We start from the raw sequence: 17,308 nt of genomic DNA, 5'->3' as shown, positions 1-17,308 counted from the left end.
CTAATTTCCTGACTTACGTACAGTCTTTTAGCGACTCAACCTCTGGACTTAAATGACTCTTTCAAGTCTGTCCCGAAGCGAGGAGGCGCATTCTATAGACTTATCTCTCTAGGTCAATACTCTATTTAAAAAATAATAAAAATAACTTCCTTTATGAACATTTAATGAGCTTTCTGTTTAATGCCTGTTTATTTGGTAAATAACTTGTTAAATTGAACCTATATACGACAGGGATGTCTTAACAAAGTTAATAAAGCAGTCCGGTGGTTATAGATGAATTATAAAAAAATGGCATGTAGTACAGTTTTGCTGAGTGCACTAATACACGCTAATTTGGCTAACGCTATAGAAAGTAACGAAGAACAACGCGATACATCACTCACCATCGCTTTTGTACAAAATCAAGTTGCCCAAAATATGTCGATAAGTAGAGCGATAAAAAGTATCGTTAGACATTATCCGCAAGAAGCAGCCAGTGTTATTGATACCGCGTTAGATTTATATCCCGAGCAATATAAACAGATTATCCACGCAGCTATATCTGCGCAGCCTACTCTGACTCAAGAAGTTGTTACTATTGCACTAGGTAAAGGGCTTAATTGCACCAGCATTGTTGAAACAGCAATTAACGCTGATCCTAGTTATGTTGATTTTGTTGTCACCGCCGCGGCTAACTCCACTCCGAATGAATTAGACGAAATAGTCAGAATAGCGGTAGTGACTGAACCAGATTCTGCCGACTATATAGTACAGTCTTTAGCTAGAGAGCATCCCAGTAAAATAGTTGAGATATTAACTTCAGCAATTGGCGCAGTGCCTTTAGTTGGAGAGTATGTTGTTGAGGCGTTGTTAGCGGCTTTTCCTAACAATGCCGAGCAAGTAGTGACGACTGCGGTAAGAGAATCAGCAGCGCAAAGGGAGCAAGTGAAAAAGATCATTGAAACCGCTCAGAATTCTGGGGTAGCGCTAGATCAGCTAGAGATATATGCAACTAATGGTGGAGCAACAGCGGAAGAATTTGCGCAGGCTTTAGATAAAAAGAATTAATATACTATTTTATTCAGATACAAAAAAGCCGGGCTTTGCCCGGCTTTTTCATTTTTGGAGTATTATTCCGCTGATGCTTCTTCAGTTATTTCAACTGCTTCAACTTCAGGACGGTCAACCAACTCAACATAAGCCATAGGAGCATTGTCACCAGAGCGGAAACCACATTTTAAAATGCGGATATATCCACCTGGGCGCGCTTCATAACGTGGGCCAAGTTCATTAAATAATTTACCAACTACTTCTTTATCACCTGTGCGAGCCATAGCCAAACGGCGATTAGCAACACTGTCTTGCTTAGCAAGTGTGATAAGAGGTTCAATTACGCGACGCAGTTCTTTCGCTTTGGGCAAAGTTGTTTTAATCAACTCATGTTTAACCAAAGAGCCAGCCATATTTTTAAACATTGCTTGACGATGGCTGCTGTTACGATTTAACTGACGACCACTCTTACGATGGCGCATAGTTTTATCCTTCTTTACAAATCAGTTTATATTAAACCTGATTAATCTTTTTCTGCGATACTTTCAGGTGGCCAATTTTCTAGGCGCATGCCTAAAGAAAGTCCACGAGAAGCAAGTACGTCTTTGATCTCTGTTAGAGACTTTTTACCCAAGTTAGGTGTTTTCAACAACTCAACTTCGGTACGCTGTACAAGATCACCAATATATTGGATGGCTTCAGCTTTCAAACAGTTAGCAGAACGTACTGTCAATTCCAAATCATCAACTGGGCGAAGTAAAATCGGATCAAACTCCGGCTTCTCTTCTTTCTCAACAGGCTCTGAAATATCACGAAGTTCAACAAAGGCGTCTAATTGCTCAGCTAAAATTGTAGCCGCGCGACGAATTGCTTCCTCGGGATCAATAGTTCCGTTGGTTTCCATATCAATGATTAGCTTGTCAAGGTCAGTACGTTGTTCAACACGTGCCGATTCAACATTATAAGCTATACGTTCTACTGGGCTGAATGAGGCATCTACCAACAAACGGCCGATAGGTCGATCATCTTCTTCAGAAGAGCGGCGAGTTGATGCAGGTACATAACCACGACCCATTTCTACTTTAACGCGCATGCTAATTTGAGCATCGCCAGTCAAAGTACAAATTAAATGGTCAGGGTTAACAATCTCTACATCACCATCATGCTGAATATCTCCAGCTAATACTGGGCCCGCACCGGATTTCACTAGAGTTAGTGTTGCTTCGGTTTTGCCTTCAAGACGCACCGCTAAACCTTTAAGGTTAAGCAAGATCTCGATAACGTCTTCTTGTACGCCCTCTTTGGTGCTGTATTCATGCAACACACCATCGATTTCAACTTCGGTTACGGCACAACCAGGCATTGATGACAATAAAATGCGACGCAGCGCATTACCTAAAGTGTGACCAAAACCGCGCTCCAAAGGCTCAAGAGTAACTTTGGCACGAGTTGACGAGACGTTATCAATTTCAACTAATCTTGGTTTTAAGAATTCAGTTACAGAACCCGACATTGTTTCCTCTCTTCTTTTATCTTTACTTAGAGTAAAGTTCGACGATCAACTGTTCATTTATCTCAGCAGACAAATCAGCTCTTTCAGGAACTCGTTTAAAAGTACCTTCCATTTTCTTACTGTCTACTTCAATCCAAGTTGGTTTCTCACGTTGCTCAGCAAGTTCAAGCGCAGCAACAATACGAGCTTGTTTTTTGGCTTTTTCACGAACAGAAACAACATCTTCAGCAGAAACATTAAAAGAAGGAACGTTAACAACTTTACCGTTTACCAAAATGGCTTTATGGCTAACTAATTGACGTGCTTCAGCACGAGTACTAGCAAAACCAATACGATATACAACATTGTCTAAACGCTGCTCTAAAAGTTGTAACAAGTTTTCACCTGTGTTGCCTTTTAAGCGTGCTGCTTCTTTATAGTAGTTACGGAATTGTTTTTCGAGTACGCCATACATACGACGAACTTTTTGCTTTTCACGTAACTGTACACCGTAGTCTGACAAGCGGCCACGACGGGCGCCATGTTGACCAGGTGCGGTATCAATTTTACATTTAGATTCGATTGCTCGAACGCCACTTTTAAGGAACAAATCAGTTCCTTCGCGGCGGCTAAGTTTGAGTTTTGGACCCAAATATCTTGCCATGATCTTTCTCCAACTGTCCGTCGATTAAACGCGACGTTTTTTCGGTGGACGACAACCGTTGTGAGGAATAGGCGTCACATCGGTAATATTAGTGATTTTATAACCAGCAGCGTTCAAAGCACGGATCGCAGATTCACGACCTGGACCTGGACCTTTAACGAACACTTCTATGTTTTTCAAACCAAATTCCTGTGCGGCAGTACCGGCACGCTCAGCAGCAACCTGTGCAGCAAAAGGGGTAGATTTACGTGAACCACGAAAACCTGAACCACCTGATGTAGCCCAAGAAAGAGCATTACCCTGACGATCAGTAATTGTCACTATTGTGTTGTTGAAAGACGCATGGATATGAGCCATACCATCTGCAACTTGACGTTTTGCGCGCTTACGCGTGCTTTTAATAGGAGCTTTAGCCATATCTTATTCCCCGCTTACTTTTTAATTGCTTTGCGAGGACCCTTACGGGTACGCGCATTAGTCTTAGTGCGCTGACCACGTAGAGGAAGACTACGACGGTGGCGAATACCACGGAAGCAACCTAAGTCCATCAAACGTTTAATACTCATTGATACTTCACGACGTAGATCACCTTCAACAGTGAATTTAGCTACTTCATCACGTAATTTATCAATCTGTGTTTCATCAAGATCTTTAATCTTGGTGCTCTCTGCAACACCAGCAGCAACACAAATGCTTTTCGCACGTGTGGAGCCGATACCAAAAATTGCTTCAAGAGCAATTACAGCATGCTTGTGCTCAGGGATGTTAATGCCAGCGATACGGGCCATTAACAGTACTCCTCTTAGTTATTGTCGTCGGCCTAAAAAGCCCGATAGGATACTTACCCAACGACTAAATTGCAAATAAAGGTTTGAGGCGCTAGCGTATCTAGACGACCCTCAAACCGTTCGATTAACCTTGCCTTTGCTTATGCTTAGGCTCACTACAAATCACACGAACAACACCGTTGCGCTTAATGACTTTGCAGTTACGGCAAATCCGTTTGACGGATGCACGAACTTTCATTTCATCACTCCGTAAAATGCCATCTTAACGACCGTAGCCTTTAAGATTAGCTTTCTTAAGAACAGACTCATATTGATTAGACATCAAATGGGTCTGCACCTGCGCCATGAAATCCATGATTACAACTACCATAATGAGTAGTGAAGTTCCGCCAAAATAGAAAGGAACATTCCATGCAATCAACATGAATTCAGGCACTAAACAAATAAAGGTTATATAAAGCGCACCAGCTAAAGTCAGTCGCGTCATTACTTTATCGATATAGCGTGATGTTTGTTCACCTGGGCGTATCCCTGGTACAAAAGCACCAGACTTCTTCAAATTGTCAGCCGTTTCACGTGGGTTAAATACCAACGCAGTATAGAAGAAACAGAAGAAGATTATTGCCGCGGCATAAAACATGACATAAAGGGGTTGTCCAGGAGACAACATTAAGGCCACATCTTGCAACCAAGACAAGGATTCATTTTGACCAAACCAGTTAGCAATAGTGCCAGGAAACAAAATGATACTTGATGCAAAGATAGGTGGAATTACACCTGCCATATTCACTTTTAAAGGTAAATGCGTGCTTTGCGCTGCAAAAACCTTACGACCTTGTTGACGTTTTGCATAGTTAACGACGATACGACGTTGGCCACGCTCAACAAATACAACAAAATAAGTGATGGCAATAATAATTACCCCAATCAACAACAAGAACAATAAGTTAATGTCACCTTGCCTAGCCTGCTCTGCCGTTTGCCCTAAGGCAGTTGGTAGACCAGATACAATACCGGCAAAAATCAAAATAGAGATACCGTTACCGATACCACGTTCAGTAATTTGCTCACCTAACCACATTAAAAACATGGTACCAGTGACCAAACTCACTACTGCCGTAAAATAAAAACCAAAACCGGGATTAATCACCAAACCTGCAATCAGGTTAGGTAAGTTAGTCGCAATTCCAATTGCTTGGAAAGTAGCCAACACTAAAGTGAAATACCTTGTGTATTGACTAATTTTACGACGTCCGGCTTCGCCTTCTTTCTTTAATTCCATCATCGACGGATGCATAACAGTAAGCAACTGCATGATGATGGAGGCTGTAATGTAAGGCATAATACCTAGGGCAAGAACCGATGCACGCTCTAAAGCTCCACCTGAAAACATATTAAACATTTCCACTATGGTACCTTTTTGTTGGTCGAACAAGTCTGCCAACACAGCTGCATCAATACCAGGAATAGGCACGTAAGAGCCCAACCTAAATACTATGATCGCACCAAGTACGAACCACAACCTCGATTTAAGCTCGCTCAAGCCGCCTTTTGCGCTCGAATCCGATCCTGGTTTAGCCATCTAGCCTATTCCTCTACCTTACCGCCAGCTGCCTGAATTGCTTCAAGGGCACCTTTAGTTACCTTTAAACCGCTAATCGTAACAGCGCGTGTGATTTCACCACTTTTAAGCACTTTAACGTACAACATTTCTTTTTTAACAAGACTTGCTGCTTTTAAAGTTTCTAGTGAAACTACATCACCTTCTACACGAGAGATTTCACTCAACGTCACTTGGTCAGTAACCAAAGACTTACGAGAAGTAAAACCAAACTTAGGTAGACGACGTTGGATTGGCATCTGTCCGCCTTCAAAACCAGGTTTAACTGTTCCGCCTGAGCGAGAAGTTTGACCTTTGTGACCACGGCCACCAGTTTTTCCAAGACCAGAACCGATACCACGGCCCAAACGCTTACGAGATGTTTTTGCTCCTGGTGCAGGAGCCAAAGTATTTAAATGCATCTGTTACTCCTCCACTACTTCAACCATGTAATATACACGGTTGATCATGCCACGGACAGAAGGGGTGTCTTCTAACTCACGAACATGACCGATGCGACGAAGACCTAAACCAGTAAGGGTTGCCTTATGTTTAGGTAAACGACCGATAGAGCTTTTAGTCTGCTTTATTTTAATCGTTGCCATGTTCAATTACCCCAAAATCTGTGTTACTGACAATCCACGTTTAGCAGCAACTTGTTCAGGCGAAGTCATTTCTGTCAACGCATTGATAGTTGCACGCACAACGTTAATTGGATTCGTCGATCCGTAACATTTTGAAAGTACATTATGTACGCCAGCTACTTCAAGGACTGCACGCATCGCACCACCGGCAATAATACCAGTACCTTCAGATGCAGGTTGCATATAAACCTTAGAGCCAGAATGGCGACCTTTTATCGCGTGTTGTAAGGTATGGCCATTTAGGTCAACCGATACAACATTGCGACGAGCTTTTTCCATTGCTTTTTGAATAGCAGCAGGCACTTCACGTGCTTTACCGTATCCAAAACCAACACGACCGTTACCGTCACCCACTACTGTCAAAGCAGTAAAGCTAAAGATTCGACCACCTTTAACTACTTTAGATACACGGTTTACGGCGATTAGTTTTTCCAACAAGTCGCCTTGTTGTTGAGCTTCTACTTTAGCCATAATTAACTCCTAGAACTGAAGACCTGCTTCACGAGCAGCATCAGCTAATGCCTTAACTCGACCGTGATACTTGTAACCGCTGCGATCGAAAGCGACTTTCTTAATGCCTTTTTCGATAGCACGTTCTGCAATCGCTTTACCAACTGCTATTGCTGCTTCAACGTTACCAGCGTACTTAACGCTGCTACGTAAAGTAGCTTCAACAGTAGAAGCCGCCGCTAATACTTCAGAACCGCTTGGAGCGATTAACTGAGCGTATATGTGGCGTGGAGTGCGGTTAATAACCAAGCGATGCGCGGCCAGTTCACTAATTTTTTTGCGGGCGCGGGTAGCGCGACGCAAGCGAGCTGTTTTCTTATCCATCGTATCACCAACCTACTTTTTCTTAGCTTCTTTACGACGCACAACTTCATCGGCGAGACGCACACCTTTACCTTTGTAAGGCTCTGGCGGACGGTATCCACGGATGTTAGCTGCAACTTGACCCACCAACTGCTTATCAACGCCTTTAACGAGGATTTCAGTTTGGGTAGGAGTTTCAACCGAAATACCAGCAGGCATTTCGTATGCTACGGGGTGTGAGAAACCTAAAGTCAGGTTCAGTTTGTTACCTTGCGCTGCCGCACGATAACCAACACCATTCAACAATAGTTTTTTCTCAAAACCTTGAGATACACCAATAACCATGGCGTTTAACAATGAGCGAGCTGTACCAGCTTGAGCCCAACCGTTAACTTTGCCTTCACGAGGTAAAGTTTTCAATTGGTTCTCTTCTTGTACTATCTCAACTGCATCATTAAATGTGCGGCTTAATGTACCTTTTGTACCTTTTAATGTGACAACTTGTCCGGCGATAGAAACTTCTACTCCAGACAGGATATCAACGGGCGCTTTTGCTATACGTGACATTCTATTCCCCTTACGCTACGTAGCCGATGATCTCACCACCCATGCCCGCTTTACGCGCTGCACGGTCAGTCATCACACCTTTAGAGGTAGACACGATAGCCACACCTAAACCACCCAATACTTTAGGAAGCTCATCTTTTTTCTTATAGATGCGCAAACCTGGGCGACTTACGCGCTCAATGCTGCCGATAACTTTTTTGCCTTGGAAATACTTTAACGTAATTTCCAATACAGGCTTAACGTCACCAGTTACTGACAATTCAGCCACATAACCTTCTTCTTTTAATACGTTTGCGATAGCAACACGTAATTTAGATGAAGGCATAGACACTGTTACTTTGCCAGCCATTTGGCCGTTACGAACGCGGGTAAACATATCCGCGATAGGATCTTGCATACTCATATCAGCTACTCCTTACCAACTGGCTTTTTTAAGGCCAGGCACTTCACCGCGCATCGCTGCTTCACGCAACTTGATACGGCTGAGGCCAAACTTGCGTAGGAAACCATGTGGACGACCAGTTATACGGCAACGATTACGTTTGCGTACAATTGATGAATCACGTGGCAATTGTTGTAGCTTAAGAACAGCATTCCAACGGTCTTCGTCAGACGTGTTGATATCGCTGATAGTTGCTTTTAGCTCGGCACGCTTATCAGCGAACTTAACTACTAGCTTGGCGCGTTTTACTTCGCGCGCTTTCATAGATTCTTTTGCCATAACCCTACACCTTACTTTTTGAACGGGAAGTGGAATGCGCTTAACAACGCATGAGCTTCCGCATCGGTTTGAGCGCTGGTAGTGATAGTGATATCCATACCGCGAATTTTATCCACTTTATCGAAGTCGATTTCAGGGAAAATAATTTGCTCACGCACACCCATGCTGTAGTTACCACGACCATCAAATGACTTAGGATTTAAGCCACGGAAATCGCGGATACGAGGAATTGCTATAGAAACTAAACGTTCAAAGAATTCCCACATACGTTCACCACGTAGGGTTACTTTACAGCCAATCGGATAACCTTCACGGATTTTAAAACCCGCTACAGATTTACGAGCAACAGTTACAACGGGTTTTTGACCAGCAATTGCTTGCATGTCAGCCGTGGCGTTTTCCAACACCTTTTTGTCTGCTACCGCTTCACCTAAACCCATGTTTAGAGTGATTTTTTCAATCCGAGGGACTTGCATGACGCTTTTGTAGTTGAACTGCTTAGCAAGTTCCGCTACTACCGTTTCTTTATAGAAATCATGCAGTTTCGCCATCGTACTCTCCAATTTATTAAATTACTTGGCCATTCGATTTGAAGAAGCGAACTTTGTTCTCGCCTTCAATTCGAAAACCAACGCGATCAGCTTTACCCGTTTTAGAGTTAAAGATCGCAACATTTGACACATGAATAGATGCTTCTTTTTCAACAATACCGCCAGTCACACCCAATTGAGGGTTAGGCTTTTGATGCTTTTTGATTAAGTTAACACCTTCAACGACTACACGGTTTGACGCTGGAAGAACTTTGACAACTTTGCCTTGTTTTCCTTTGTCTTTACCCGCTAATACGATGATTTCATCATCACGACGAATTTTACTAGCCATCTCGTGACTCCTTATAGTACCTCAGGGGCTAACGACACGATCTTCATGTTATTAGCACGAAGTTCACGAGTAACCGGTCCAAAGATACGCGTACCAATAGGTTGCTTGTTGTTGTTCAACAACACCGCTGCGTTGTTATCAAAACGGATCGCAGATCCATCAGGACGACGTACGCCTTTTCTAGTACGCACCACCACTGCATTTAGTACATCACCTTTTTTAACTTTACCGCGAGGAATTGCTTCTTTCACAGTAACTTTAATGATGTCACCAATATGTGCATAACGGCGATGCGAGCCACCAAGAACCTTAATACACTGAACCCTGCGAGCTCCCGAGTTATCGGCAACATCCAGGTTAGTTTGCATTTGGATCATGTTAGTGCTCCGCTGTTTAAATTAAGACTCTCACGAGTCGTTTAGCTGTAAAAAACAGCATTATGCTGCCTTTTTATACATACCCCAGTTAAAAGGGCGCGAAATACTAACAGAAAAACTAGGGTAGGGATAGTTGAATTTATAAAAAATTTGAAATGGATTGGTGGAATTAAACGGCTTCAAAGGAAGCCGGTTAATTATATGGCGATTAGAGCCTGAATGTCGCTATTTACGCATAAAAAAATACTTTAGTGCAAAATAGCTACTGCATAACCAGATGGGGTCGCAGCGGATTTTTCGATAGTCACTATGTAATTCACTTCTTCGTTAAACCCAATAGCCTGAGTACGCTCCAATAATACTTCATTACCACTACTATCATCGTACACCGCAACAATTTCATAATAGTCTTTGGGTAACACTATACTGCGACTTTCTTCAAAATCTAGGCTAGCCAATTTGTACTTGGCAGTTTCAATCGTTTCATCGTTGCGTACAAAATAGATTTCTAGATCGCTAAAATCCTGTACGAGATTCGCCACTTTAATTTCATGGTCGTAAGTTTGTGGCAAAGCACTTTCAATAAATGCGATAGACTTTAATTTATTGCTGTTATCTGCATACAGCACTACTGCTTTGCTTTCGCCCTGATTCAGTGTTAACAAACGATTAGCTAGAGGGCTAACATTTGCCGATGCAAGTGACGCTGACAGTCGATAATCCCCATAGGCTAATTGTTTAAACTCTGACAAACTATTGGCCGCTAAACTAACAAGCTCGCTCTCTTCATTGTTTCCATCTAGCGATATAGTTAAGGTGCTGTCGTCATCCAAACTGTTATATATGCGGTATTGAGAAGAGGCGTTTACATCTGCATAGCTAGTAACTGCCGTAGAATTAACGATTAAATCCAGCTCTATATTGTTACGTAATGCCCCTGCAGTACTGCGTACAGCAATGACATATTCTGTGCTATAGATAAAAGAAATTGTTGGGCTTTCATAGATAGGAACCGCTTCACCTGGCAAAGTTAAATAGATCACATAATCATCTAAATCAAAGTCATCACTAGCATCAGTGGTGCTCGTTGCATCCGGTGCCCAATATACAGCCTCATCTAAACTCTGATAATTCGCTTTCGACACTAAGGTTGCATCACTAAATGGCGTACCCTCTTCGGCCATATAGACATCATATTGTGGTACTGATGTCACCACTGAAGTAGTAAACAATCTGAAATGATCATCAAGAGTTTCACGTTCAAAACTCAACTCAGTAATATCTGCATCAGCATAATCACCGCTTAACAAAAATAAGGTTTTATAACCTTCTTTTAAGTTAGCCGTCATTTCTTTAATGATGACGGTTTTGTTATCCGCATCGACTCGTCTAAATTCTAAGTCGACTTCATCGGATTCCAGGGTACCTAAACTCGTCGCATCACCATAACTACTACCACCTAACAAACTATCATCAACATACAGACTGGTTGTCGAACTGTTAACTGAGCCATTATAAAATTGTATATAAGTCGCGGGGTATTCCGTTTCTTCATCACTGCTAGAACTGCCACAACCTGATATAGCCAGTGTTAAAAGTGCAAAATTGCACATGTAGAACAGCGTTTTTTTCATCGAAAATTATCCAAAGTTAGTTAATAAGCGCAACTAAGATGGATGTATTACAACGTGGTTCCTGCCTTTACGTAAGCTTTACACAAGGCTGATTTCTTTACACTAAACTTACCATTGCATACTGAACTCTGGTTTAAAACAACGGTAGACACTTGGGCACAAACTATAGAAAAATGATCTTTCCTTGCAATGAGCCGTTAATGACATGTTTATAACGCTCTTCCAATATGTGGCGTTTTACTTTAAGTGTCGGGGTCAGCAAGCCATTATCCATTGTCCACTCATCTTGCATTACCACCAAACTATCGAGTACGGCATGACTCTCCAATGTGGAGTTAACTTCATTTAAGGTAGCTAACAAACTTTGTTCGATTTGCCCTCGATTTAACTTTTGCGCACTGGCGGACAATACCATTAAGGCGATGGGTTGCTTTAATTCCGAACCTGTTACACATACTTGCTCAATCAAGGAATTAGCCATCAGACTCGATTCAATCGGCACAGGTGCGATGTACTTACCTTTGGCCGTTTTAAAAATTTCTTTTAAGCGCCCGGTAATACGAACATAACCGTCCGCATCCATAGTGCCTTTATCTCCCGTTTTGAGATAACCATCTTCAGTAAACACTTCGGCGGTTTTTTCAGGCTCCAAGTAATATTCCTTCATATTACACAGTCCCTTGGCTTGGATCTCTCCATCCTCAGCGATACGAATATCCACACCTTCGTAAGCATGCCCAATACAACCGATTTTATCTGCGCGAAAAGGCACACAACATGTGCCATAAGCGCTATTTTCGGTCATGCCCCAGCCTTCACAGATATCAATCCCGATGGTTCTAAACCAAGTCAAAGTCGCGGTAGAAATAGGCGCTGAACCACTGGCACATAAACGCACCTGACCTAAGCCCAGCTTGCTTCGAATTTTCTTTTTGACCAAGTTTGAAATTAGCGGTATTCGTAATAGAAGGTTAAGTTTTTTTTGCGGCATATTCGCTAATACGCCCATCTGAAAACGCGTCCATAAACGTGGAACAGAAATAAACAAAGTGGGTTGCGTCGCACAAATATCCCGAGAAAAAGTCTCTAGTGACTCTAAAAAATCAATGCGCATTGAGGAATAAAAGCTAGCAAGTTCAACTAAGGTACGCTCGGTAATATGTGCTAATGGCAAGTAACTTAACATGCGGTCATTCTGACCTACCGATAAAGCCTCTAATGAACTACTGGCTGCCCAGCAAATTGACTCGTAATTATGCACCACCCCTTTGGGATCACCAGTACTACCAGAGGTATAAATGATAGTCATAACCGAATCCATCGCGGGCAGTGGCGACTTGTTATAAGGCTGATTAACTAAAATTTCATCCCATTGTTTATCCGCTGGGATATCCGGGTAAGGAAAGGCCAGTTTGATTATATTGGGGGCTATCGCAGCAACTTGAGCTTTAGTATCGTCTAGTTTTCCCACAAAAATGACAGGGCACTTTGCGTGCTCCAAGACATAACGAATGGTCTTTTCACCTGCGGTGGAATAAATAGGAACAGAAACATGACCAGCTAACATAATCGCTAAATCAGTAATAAACCACTCGGCACAATTTTTAGACAAAATGGCGATATGGCTGCCAATCGGCAAATTTAAGCTTACTAACTCACTAGCCACCCGCCTGACTTGGTTAGCGGTTTGTGCCCAACTAAATTCTTTATATTGTCCTTTAACAGGTTGTCTTAAAAAAATTCGTTCAGGTGTAGTGGTTTCCCAGTGATACAACATTTCTAAGGGAGATTTAGTGTTCATAGCTGTCCTTTTTATTACGAAAAGCGATACCCTGCATCCTTGAAACTGACCGATTGGTGGCTGCACTCATTCGCCGCCGCGCAATTCCAATGATTTTGTGTATAAACTGTCCGCTCGTTTTATTGGCAACATTTTATTAAAAACTTGAAAACAAGACTAACCCACTTAAACAGACAAAAACCAGTTTTTTCTAAGCAACAGAACGTAGCATCAATATCACTCACACAGGGCAAGATGAGCCTATTATCCACTTCAATTTAACGATTTAGTTTGTTTTAACATATCCCTTATCTACTTGAAGCGAGGTATAGCTAAACAATGACGCGCCAGCACATTTTGATTTGAAACTTGCAAGCCATCATTGCACACTACTGTTTTAAGTAATCATAAACGAAGGATATACGTGATGCGTTGCACTAGCTGTAAACAAGGCGACTTACAAGGTAGTTTCATCGAACAACAGTTCAGAGCCCATACTTGCGATCATTGCGGTGGAAACTGGATATTAATTGAAGATTACGTCACGTGGAAAGAACGTCATCCTCAGTATACTTTTACCTCAGTCACCGTAGATGACGTTGTCGAAGAAAACCAACGCGCCATGTTTTGCCCTATGACGGGTGGTATTATGCGTAAACTGCGCATCACTAAAGACAGTACACATCGTCTTGATTACAGTGCTTCTGTCGGTGGGGTATGGTTGGATAAAGGCGAGTGGGAATTACTGAAAAGTGCAGGTTTGGCTGGATCATTGAATGCTATTTTAACTGAACAATGGCAAAGCAAAATCAGAGAGCAAAAAGCTGAAGATACTTTTGCCCAGCTCTATCTGGCTAAATTTGGTGAAGATGACTACGAAAAAATCAAAAACTTACGAGAATGGTTAATCCATCATCCACGCAAATCTGATCTACGGTCTTATTTATTGGCCGATGATCCTTATTCTGCCAAAAAATAATCCCTATAAAAAAGCCTCTATTTAAGAGGCTTTTGCAAACAAGTCTAGCTACGTTGTCGCACAATTTCGTACAAACATACCCCTGTGGCGACCGATACGTTTAAACTCGACACCGAACCTGCCATGGGCAGTTTGATTAACTCATCACAGTGTTCACGAGTCAGGCGGCGCATGCCTTTATCTTCTGCGCCCATCACCAAAGCAATCGGGCCTGATATTTTACAATCGTAGATATTTTTCTCGGCTTCACCGGCTGTCCCCATAATCCACACGCCCATGTCTTGCAAATCACGCATAGTGCGAGCCAAATTAGTCACTTGGATTAAAGGGATCACTTCCGCTGCACCACAGGCGACCTTACGAACCACAGGAGTCAAGGATGCAGAGTTATCTTTAGGCACAATAACCGCATGGACACCAGCACCATCAGCGGTACGTAAACAAGCACCTAAATTATGCGGATCCGTCACACCATCGAGGATCAGTAAAAACGGCTGTTTATGCGCTTCCACAAGTTGGGCTAAATCATGTTCATTGTAGACTTTACCCGGTTTGACCTTGGCCACAACACCTTGATGCTGTGCACTCTCAACCATGTCATCCAAGGTCTTGCGTTGACAAAATTGCACCGATGCACCAAAACGTCGAGCTTGGCTAACGATATTATGTACACTTTTTTCGTCTTTGCCTTTAAGTACAAACAGTTCGATTAAGCGCTCAGGCTCCCGTTCAATAACGGATTCTAATGCATGAATGCCGTAGATATATTCATGTTGAGCCATTTAACCTTTCCTCTTTCTGGGTGGTTTACCCGTTTTACTGGTGCTTTTACTTGTTGTTTTGCTACTTGGCTTTTTGCCTTTGCCGGAAGAAGTGCTTCTGCCCTTGGGCGCAGCACCGTTTTTAGCTGCCCCAGAAGGGGATTTATCTTTGGCTGGACGACGAGTATCTCTAGCTCCAGAAGACGTTGCCGCAGGCGTTGTGTCTTTACCGTTGCGCACAGGTTTTCCACTACGAGCTGGTTTGCCCTTACGTTGGCCTTGTGGTTTACCACTAGTTGGGAGGATAAAATCAATTTTACGCTCATCCAAATTCACCGACGCCACTTTAACTTCTAACTGATCACCCAAACGATAAATCGTGCCTGAGCGCTCGCCTACTAAGTGCTGCTTTACATCATCATAACGATAATAATCAGAATCCAGCGCGGTGATATGCACCAAGCCATCAATACCAAATTCGGTCAATCGTACAAAAAAGCCAAAATTAGTCACTGAGGCAATCACACCTTCAAAACTATCACCTACGTGATCTAGCATAAACTCGCACTTAAGCCAGTCAGATACATCGCGGGTCGCATCATCGGCACGTCGCTCGGCCATTGAACACTGCTCGCCCAAGGCCTCAACTTCGGCTATCGAATAAGCTTTACCACCACTGAGGTTTTTACGTTGTTGCTGTTTGTCGATTATCGCTTTTAAAGCACGATGTACGACTAAATCAGGGTAACGCCGAATAGGCGAAGTAAAGTGGGCATAAGCCTCCAGAGACAAGCCAAAGTGACCAATATTTTCGTGATCATATACGGCTTGTTTCATCGAGCGTAACAACATCGTTTGGATCAACTCTTGATCTGGGCGCCCTTGAATTTTGGTAATGACATCGGTCAAATCCTGAGGCTTAACTTCACCACTAATACGATGAGTGATACCTACTTCGGCTAAATAGGATAAAAACGAGCTCAAGCGGTCAGGATCAGGCTCAGCATGCACGCGATACAAAGCTTCTGCTTTATTTTTCGAAAGTGTTTTGGCCGCGGAAACGTTGGCCAAAATCATACATTCTTCGATGAGTTTATGAGCGTCATTGCGCACTACAGGCACGATATGATCAATTTTACGCTGAGCATTAAAAATGAATTTACTTTCTTGGGTTTCAAATTCAATTGCACCACGCTGAGCACGGGTGCGCTTGAGAGCGTGATACATGGCATAAAGATTTTTTAAATGTGGAACTTGTTCTGCATAACGTTTTTGCAGCGTTTCATCACCTTCCAGTATGTTCCATACTTTGGTATAGGTAAGACGGGCTTTTGAGTTCATCACGGCTTCGTAAAACTGGTGCTCTTGCAATTTGCCAGTTTCACTCACCGTCATTTCACAGACCATACACAAGCGATCAACTTGCGGATTAAGCGAACATAAACCGTTCGATAATACCTCGGGTAACATGGGCACAACTTGCTCAGGAAAATACACCGAGGTGCCCCGATTTTGCGCTTCGCTATCCAGTGCAGTACCAGGACGCACGTAAGAACTCACATCTGCGATGGCCACCCATAACTGCCAGCCACCTTTTTCGAGTGGTTCACAAAATACCGCGTCATCAAAATCCCGCGCATCTTCACCGTCAATAGTCACCAGAGGCAACTGACGTAAATCAATGCGCCCGCTTTTTGCTTCTTCGGGTACTTCAGCGCTTAAGCCGCTAATTTGCTTGGTCACGCCTTTAGGCCACTGGTGAGGAATATCAAAAGTGCGCAATGCCATATCGATTTCCATACCAGGCGCCATATGTTCACCCAATACTTCGACTATTTTACCTATGGCATTAACCCGTTTACGCGGGCGTTGCACAATTTCCACGACCACAATATGGCCTTGGCGTGCGCCATTGGTTTGCTCTTTGGGGATCATGATTTCGTGATTGATCCGGCTATCATCAGGGATAACCACACCCACATTATTTTCAAAAAAATAACGACCAACGATAGGTTCAGAGCGAGGTTCGACTATTTTAACGATGCGCGCTTCGCGGCGGCCACGATTGTCTGTACCACTTTCTTTAACTTGCACCAAATCGCCATGTAATACCGTAGCCATTTGCATCTGATGAATAAATAAGTCTTTTTCACCGTCATCACGTTTTAAAAAGCCAAATCCTTCTCGATGGCCAATCACTCGGCCTTGGATCAGTTCGTCGGTTTTGATTAGGGCATATTTTTTATCACGATTAAATTCGATCTGCCCTTCTCTCTCCATCGCGCGCAGGCGTCGTTGAATACCGATGCGACTGTCTTCATCGCTGGCATTAAGTTGTTGGCAGAACTCTAAAAAAGACAAAGGCTTTTTGCCTTTAACTAACATTGACAGCAGATATTCACGGCTGGCAACGGGGTTCTCATATTTTTCTTTTTCGCGTTGGAAAAAAGGATCGTCGCTCATCTAAATTGAGCTTCCTGTCAGTATGTAATTTAAAAGCAGTATACCCAAATGCAGCAGAACTTAGGTGATTTTTTTATTGAAAAATACCGCAACATGAAGAAGTTAAGGCTAATG

Annotated in this window: 23 protein-coding genes; 2 read left to right on the top strand and 21 right to left on the bottom strand. The window is 42.8% G+C overall.

From position 1 onward, the window contains the following. The first annotated feature begins 273 nt into the window (after window positions 1-273). Entirely contained in the window at window positions 274-1,047 is a 774-nt protein-coding gene (locus tag AX660_RS00840; RefSeq protein WP_235594624.1) for a hypothetical protein, read from the top strand. A 62-nt stretch (window positions 1,048-1,109) separates the two neighbouring features. On the opposite strand, the gene rplQ is transcribed toward AX660_RS00840, so the two are convergent. From rplQ to AX660_RS00750, 19 genes are all read right to left on the bottom strand, one after another. After that, entirely contained in the window at window positions 1,110-1,511 is a 402-nt protein-coding gene (gene rplQ, locus AX660_RS00835; protein WP_068371070.1) for a 50S ribosomal protein L17, read from the bottom strand. Window positions 1,512-1,552: 41 nt separating this feature from the next. Further along, a complete protein-coding gene (locus AX660_RS00830; protein WP_068371067.1) occupies window positions 1,553-2,542 on the bottom strand; it encodes a DNA-directed RNA polymerase subunit alpha in 990 nt (329 codons plus the stop codon). A 22-nt stretch (window positions 2,543-2,564) separates the two neighbouring features. After that, the gene (rpsD, locus tag AX660_RS00825; protein WP_068371064.1) at window positions 2,565-3,185 is read right to left on the bottom strand and encodes a 30S ribosomal protein S4; all 621 of its coding nucleotides are present in this window, start codon (window positions 3,183-3,185) and stop codon (window positions 2,565-2,567) included. Between the two features lie 24 nt (window positions 3,186-3,209). Continuing rightward, complete coding sequence (gene rpsK, locus AX660_RS00820) at window positions 3,210-3,602, bottom strand: 30S ribosomal protein S11 (RefSeq protein ID WP_068371061.1); 393 nt, start codon at window positions 3,600-3,602, stop codon at window positions 3,210-3,212. A 14-nt stretch (window positions 3,603-3,616) separates the two neighbouring features. Next, entirely contained in the window at window positions 3,617-3,973 is a 357-nt protein-coding gene (gene rpsM, locus AX660_RS00815) for a 30S ribosomal protein S13 (RefSeq protein ID WP_068371058.1), read from the bottom strand. Between the two features lie 124 nt (window positions 3,974-4,097). Continuing rightward, window positions 4,098-4,211 carry a 50S ribosomal protein L36 gene (gene rpmJ / locus AX660_RS22715; RefSeq protein WP_082768678.1) on the bottom strand — a complete coding sequence of 38 codons (114 nt, stop codon included), beginning with the start codon at window positions 4,209-4,211 and terminating at the stop codon, window positions 4,098-4,100. 24 nt (window positions 4,212-4,235) lie between these two features. Further along, window positions 4,236-5,555 carry a preprotein translocase subunit SecY gene (gene secY / locus AX660_RS00810; RefSeq protein ID WP_068371056.1) on the bottom strand — a complete coding sequence of 440 codons (1,320 nt, stop codon included), beginning with the start codon at window positions 5,553-5,555 and terminating at the stop codon, window positions 4,236-4,238. 5 nt (window positions 5,556-5,560) lie between these two features. Next, window positions 5,561-5,995 carry a 50S ribosomal protein L15 gene (gene rplO / locus AX660_RS00805; RefSeq protein WP_068371053.1) on the bottom strand — a complete coding sequence of 145 codons (435 nt, stop codon included), beginning with the start codon at window positions 5,993-5,995 and terminating at the stop codon, window positions 5,561-5,563. A gap of 3 nt (window positions 5,996-5,998) precedes the next feature. Then, window positions 5,999-6,178, bottom strand: a complete 180-nt coding sequence (gene rpmD / locus AX660_RS00800; RefSeq protein ID WP_068371050.1) for a 50S ribosomal protein L30 — start codon at window positions 6,176-6,178, stop codon at window positions 5,999-6,001. A 6-nt stretch (window positions 6,179-6,184) separates the two neighbouring features. Beyond that, window positions 6,185-6,688, bottom strand: a complete 504-nt coding sequence (rpsE, locus tag AX660_RS00795; RefSeq protein ID WP_068371047.1) for a 30S ribosomal protein S5 — start codon at window positions 6,686-6,688, stop codon at window positions 6,185-6,187. Window positions 6,689-6,697: 9 nt separating this feature from the next. Beyond that, the gene (rplR, locus tag AX660_RS00790) at window positions 6,698-7,051 is read right to left on the bottom strand and encodes a 50S ribosomal protein L18 (RefSeq protein WP_068371044.1); all 354 of its coding nucleotides are present in this window, start codon (window positions 7,049-7,051) and stop codon (window positions 6,698-6,700) included. 12 nt (window positions 7,052-7,063) lie between these two features. Further along, a complete protein-coding gene (gene rplF / locus AX660_RS00785; protein ID WP_068371041.1) occupies window positions 7,064-7,597 on the bottom strand; it encodes a 50S ribosomal protein L6 in 534 nt (177 codons plus the stop codon). A 10-nt stretch (window positions 7,598-7,607) separates the two neighbouring features. Continuing rightward, entirely contained in the window at window positions 7,608-8,000 is a 393-nt protein-coding gene (gene rpsH / locus AX660_RS00780) for a 30S ribosomal protein S8 (RefSeq protein ID WP_068371038.1), read from the bottom strand. 12 nt (window positions 8,001-8,012) lie between these two features. Next, window positions 8,013-8,318: a 30S ribosomal protein S14 gene (gene rpsN / locus AX660_RS00775; RefSeq protein ID WP_068371035.1), complete on the bottom strand. Its 306-nt coding sequence runs from the start codon at window positions 8,316-8,318 to the stop codon at window positions 8,013-8,015. 11 nt (window positions 8,319-8,329) lie between these two features. After that, entirely contained in the window at window positions 8,330-8,869 is a 540-nt protein-coding gene (gene rplE / locus AX660_RS00770; RefSeq protein WP_068371031.1) for a 50S ribosomal protein L5, read from the bottom strand. Window positions 8,870-8,885: 16 nt separating this feature from the next. Further along, window positions 8,886-9,200 (bottom strand): 50S ribosomal protein L24, encoded by a 315-nt coding sequence (gene rplX / locus AX660_RS00765; protein ID WP_068371028.1) that lies wholly within the window; start codon window positions 9,198-9,200, stop codon window positions 8,886-8,888. An 11-nt stretch (window positions 9,201-9,211) separates the two neighbouring features. Further along, window positions 9,212-9,577 (bottom strand): 50S ribosomal protein L14, encoded by a 366-nt coding sequence (rplN, locus tag AX660_RS00760; protein ID WP_068371025.1) that lies wholly within the window; start codon window positions 9,575-9,577, stop codon window positions 9,212-9,214. A gap of 248 nt (window positions 9,578-9,825) precedes the next feature. Continuing rightward, complete coding sequence (locus tag AX660_RS00755; RefSeq protein WP_068371022.1) at window positions 9,826-11,211, bottom strand: DUF4397 domain-containing protein; 1,386 nt, start codon at window positions 11,209-11,211, stop codon at window positions 9,826-9,828. A 163-nt stretch (window positions 11,212-11,374) separates the two neighbouring features. After that, a complete protein-coding gene (locus tag AX660_RS00750; RefSeq protein ID WP_068371019.1) occupies window positions 11,375-13,012 on the bottom strand; it encodes an AMP-binding protein in 1,638 nt (545 codons plus the stop codon). Window positions 13,013-13,418: 406 nt separating this feature from the next. On the opposite strand from AX660_RS00750, the gene AX660_RS00745 reads away from it, so the two are divergent. Beyond that, window positions 13,419-13,970: a zf-TFIIB domain-containing protein gene (locus AX660_RS00745; protein ID WP_068371016.1), complete on the top strand. Its 552-nt coding sequence runs from the start codon at window positions 13,419-13,421 to the stop codon at window positions 13,968-13,970. A 44-nt stretch (window positions 13,971-14,014) separates the two neighbouring features. Here AX660_RS00745 and rlmB read toward each other — a convergent pair whose 3' ends face one another. Continuing rightward, on the bottom strand, window positions 14,015-14,752 hold the full coding sequence (gene rlmB, locus AX660_RS00740; protein WP_068371013.1) for a 23S rRNA (guanosine(2251)-2'-O)-methyltransferase RlmB: 738 nt from the start codon (window positions 14,750-14,752) through the stop codon (window positions 14,015-14,017). Beyond that, window positions 14,753-17,194 carry a ribonuclease R gene (gene rnr, locus AX660_RS00735; RefSeq protein ID WP_068371010.1) on the bottom strand — a complete coding sequence of 814 codons (2,442 nt, stop codon included), beginning with the start codon at window positions 17,192-17,194 and terminating at the stop codon, window positions 14,753-14,755. Window positions 17,195-17,308 lie beyond the last annotated feature (114 nt).

This window comes from Paraglaciecola hydrolytica (genome assembly GCF_001565895.1).
In the GTDB taxonomy this organism is placed as follows: Bacteria; Pseudomonadota; Gammaproteobacteria; order Enterobacterales; family Alteromonadaceae; genus Paraglaciecola; species Paraglaciecola hydrolytica.
This window is presented reverse-complemented; position numbering and strand designations above follow the sequence as displayed.

Bases quoted from the DNA above. Each gene is read 5' to 3' on its own strand.
- AX660_RS00840 (WP_235594624.1), top strand. From the start codon at position 274: ATGAATTATAAAAAAATGGCATGTAGTACAGTTTTGCTGAGTGCACTA.
- rplQ (WP_068371070.1), bottom strand. From the start codon at position 1,511: ATGCGCCATCGTAAGAGTGGTCGTCAGTTAAATCGTAACAGCAGCCAT.
- AX660_RS00830 (WP_068371067.1), bottom strand. From the start codon at position 2,542: ATGTCGGGTTCTGTAACTGAATTCTTAAAACCAAGATTAGTTGAAATT.
- rpsD (WP_068371064.1), bottom strand. From the start codon at position 3,185: ATGGCAAGATATTTGGGTCCAAAACTCAAACTTAGCCGCCGCGAAGGA.
- rpsK (WP_068371061.1), bottom strand. From the start codon at position 3,602: ATGGCTAAAGCTCCTATTAAAAGCACGCGTAAGCGCGCAAAACGTCAA.
- rpsM (WP_068371058.1), bottom strand. From the start codon at position 3,973: ATGGCCCGTATCGCTGGCATTAACATCCCTGAGCACAAGCATGCTGTA.
- rpmJ (WP_082768678.1), bottom strand. From the start codon at position 4,211: ATGAAAGTTCGTGCATCCGTCAAACGGATTTGCCGTAACTGCAAAGTC.
- secY (WP_068371056.1), bottom strand. From the start codon at position 5,555: ATGGCTAAACCAGGATCGGATTCGAGCGCAAAAGGCGGCTTGAGCGAG.
- rplO (WP_068371053.1), bottom strand. From the start codon at position 5,995: ATGCATTTAAATACTTTGGCTCCTGCACCAGGAGCAAAAACATCTCGT.
- rpmD (WP_068371050.1), bottom strand. From the start codon at position 6,178: ATGGCAACGATTAAAATAAAGCAGACTAAAAGCTCTATCGGTCGTTTA.
- rpsE (WP_068371047.1), bottom strand. From the start codon at position 6,688: ATGGCTAAAGTAGAAGCTCAACAACAAGGCGACTTGTTGGAAAAACTA.
- rplR (WP_068371044.1), bottom strand. From the start codon at position 7,051: ATGGATAAGAAAACAGCTCGCTTGCGTCGCGCTACCCGCGCCCGCAAA.
- rplF (WP_068371041.1), bottom strand. From the start codon at position 7,597: ATGTCACGTATAGCAAAAGCGCCCGTTGATATCCTGTCTGGAGTAGAA.
- rpsH (WP_068371038.1), bottom strand. From the start codon at position 8,000: ATGAGTATGCAAGATCCTATCGCGGATATGTTTACCCGCGTTCGTAAC.
- rpsN (WP_068371035.1), bottom strand. From the start codon at position 8,318: ATGGCAAAAGAATCTATGAAAGCGCGCGAAGTAAAACGCGCCAAGCTA.
- rplE (WP_068371031.1), bottom strand. From the start codon at position 8,869: ATGGCGAAACTGCATGATTTCTATAAAGAAACGGTAGTAGCGGAACTT.
- rplX (WP_068371028.1), bottom strand. From the start codon at position 9,200: ATGGCTAGTAAAATTCGTCGTGATGATGAAATCATCGTATTAGCGGGT.
- rplN (WP_068371025.1), bottom strand. From the start codon at position 9,577: ATGATCCAAATGCAAACTAACCTGGATGTTGCCGATAACTCGGGAGCT.
- AX660_RS00755 (WP_068371022.1), bottom strand. From the start codon at position 11,211: ATGAAAAAAACGCTGTTCTACATGTGCAATTTTGCACTTTTAACACTG.
- AX660_RS00750 (WP_068371019.1), bottom strand. From the start codon at position 13,012: ATGAACACTAAATCTCCCTTAGAAATGTTGTATCACTGGGAAACCACT.
- AX660_RS00745 (WP_068371016.1), top strand. From the start codon at position 13,419: ATGCGTTGCACTAGCTGTAAACAAGGCGACTTACAAGGTAGTTTCATC.
- rlmB (WP_068371013.1), bottom strand. From the start codon at position 14,752: ATGGCTCAACATGAATATATCTACGGCATTCATGCATTAGAATCCGTT.
- rnr (WP_068371010.1), bottom strand. From the start codon at position 17,194: ATGAGCGACGATCCTTTTTTCCAACGCGAAAAAGAAAAATATGAGAAC.